Annotated in this window: 2 protein-coding genes; one reads left to right on the top strand and one right to left on the bottom strand. The window is 72.9% G+C overall.

What is annotated here, in order from left to right:
* On the bottom strand, positions 1-414 hold a 414-nt coding region (locus tag M878_RS80355; RefSeq protein ID WP_023551334.1), incomplete at its 3' end, for an adenosylcobinamide-GDP ribazoletransferase.
* A gap of 60 nt (positions 415-474) precedes the next feature.
* Between M878_RS80355 and M878_RS80360 the strand changes: the two genes are divergently transcribed.
* Entirely contained in the window at positions 475-1,239 is a 765-nt protein-coding gene (locus M878_RS80360; protein WP_023551335.1) for a hypothetical protein, read from the top strand.
* The last annotated feature ends 40 nt before the right edge of the window (positions 1,240-1,279 follow it).

Raw genomic sequence — 1,279 nt, forward strand, 5'->3', positions numbered from 1 at the left:
GGAGTCGCCGTAGAGCTGTGCCAGCACCGCGACCTGGGCCAGCACCGCCAGGACCAGGGTGATGACGCCGAACGGGCCGATGTCCGACTGCTTCATGATCCGCAGTGCGTCCTCCGCGGGCTTGCCGCTGCCCAGCCCGTCGGCGGTGTCGGCGAGCCCGTCGAGATGCAGCCCGCGGGTCAGGGCGGCGGGTACGGCGACGGAGGCGACCGCGGCGAGCAGCGGGCCGGCGTCCAGGAGGAGCAGGAGCAGCCCGAGTCCGGCCGCGCAGACGCCGACGGCCAGCCCGGCCACGGGGGCGGTCAGCATCCCCCCGCGTGCGGCCCCCCGGTCCCAGCGGTGCACCCGGACGGGCAGCACGGTGAGGGTGCCGAAGGCGAAGCGAAGGCCGTCGTAAGGGGAGGACTTGAGCACCGGCGAAGGTTACCCGGCGGTCGCGGAGCTGCCCGCCGCACCCGGGGATAAGGTGCGCATATGGGGCACTGGTGGCTACGGAACATCGTCGAACCGGGCAAGCTCCCGCTGTTGCTCGCCCTCGCCTCCTTCGTGCTCACCTTCCTCGTCACCCGTGTGATCACCCGCCTGATCCGGGCCGGCAAGGGCCCGTTCGGCAACGTCAAAGCGGGCGGGCTGCACATCCACCACGTCGTGCCCGGCGTCGTCCTCACCGTCGTCGGCGGATTCGGCGCGGTCGCCAGCGACCGGCACGGCGCGGGCGGGGCCGTCGCCGCCGTCCTGTTCGGCATGGGTGCCGGGCTGGTGCTGGACGAGTTCGCGCTGATCCTGCATCTGGACGACGTCTACTGGAGCGAGGAGGGCCGCAAGAGCGTCGAGGTCGTCGTGCTCACCGCCGCGCTCGTCGGGCTGCTGCTCGCCGGATTCTCCCCGTTCGGCGTCAACGATCTGTCCCCGGAGGAGCTTCAGGACCGCGGCGGTGCCCTCACCACCATCAGCATGAACTTCCTCTTCGCGCTCATCGCCCTCAGCAAGGGCAAGGCGCGCATCGCGGTCTTCGGCGCGGTCGTGCCACTGGTCGCGCTGGTCGGCGCCGTCCGGCTGGCCCGCCCCGGCTCCCCGTGGGCCCGCCGCTTCTACGGCCGCCGCCCGCGCGCCCGCGCCAAGGCGGCCCTGCGCGCCTACCACCACGACCGGCGCTGGGTCAAGCCGCGTCGGGCCTTTCAGGACTTGATCGGTGGGAAGCCCGATCCGCGCCCGGTCCGGTTGCCGGATCGTCGCTGACGATGCCGTGTCGGTCGGCCGTGTCCGCGCCGCGTCCGGT

The organism is Streptomyces roseochromogenus subsp. oscitans DS 12.976 (assembly GCF_000497445.1).
Classification (GTDB): domain Bacteria; phylum Actinomycetota; class Actinomycetes; order Streptomycetales; family Streptomycetaceae; genus Streptomyces; species Streptomyces oscitans.

Coding starts and splice junctions, on each gene's coding strand:
- M878_RS80360 (WP_023551335.1), top strand. CDS start 475: ATGGGGCACTGGTGGCTACGGAACATCGTCGAACCGGGCAAGCTCCCG.